The sequence below is a fragment of the Intrasporangium chromatireducens Q5-1 genome, from assembly GCF_000576575.1.
GTDB classification, from domain to species: Bacteria; Actinomycetota; Actinomycetes; order Actinomycetales; family Dermatophilaceae; genus Intrasporangium_A; species Intrasporangium_A chromatireducens.
Genome location: NZ_AWQS01000597.1, coordinates 1 through 440 on the forward strand (window position 1 = coordinate 1; position 440 = coordinate 440).

The 440-nt window shown below is 70.7% G+C and carries 1 protein-coding gene; it reads left to right on the forward strand.

Features of this window, described 5'->3' with window-relative positions; all coding sequences use genetic code 11:
* Positions 1-215: 215 nt before the first annotated feature.
* The coding region (locus tag N864_RS23050) for a dehydrogenase (protein WP_034723133.1) at positions 216-440 on the forward strand (225 nt) is incomplete at its 3' end.

Here is a 440-nt window from a genome sequence, read left to right on the forward strand (position 1 = left end):
CTGGGCCGGTCACGCACACGCGTGACCGGCCCAGCGGCATACGGAGCCGGTCTTCTCGGGGGTCCACGGGGCGGAGCCCCCGTGTGTCGGCATACCTGGGGAGTTTTGGGGTATGCCGCTCAGCGCGGGCGGGTGCCCGCCGTGGCGTCCCACTGTCGGTTCCGGGCATCCCGGCCTAGGGTGGGGAGGACGCGACGGAGCGGAAGGAGTGGCAGATGGCCGACGGCAAGGCGTTCCTGGGGTGGCCGGTCCTGCGACAGGTGGCGAGCCGCGACTGGCTCGGCCGGGGACCAGCCGTCACGAGCGAGCACACCCGCTCCATCGCCAACCGCACCAAGACCGCCGACCGCGTCGTCAAGTCGATCTGCCCCTACTGCGCCGTGGGCTGCGGGCAGAACATCTACGTCAAGGACGAGAAGATCGTCCAGATCGAGGGCGAC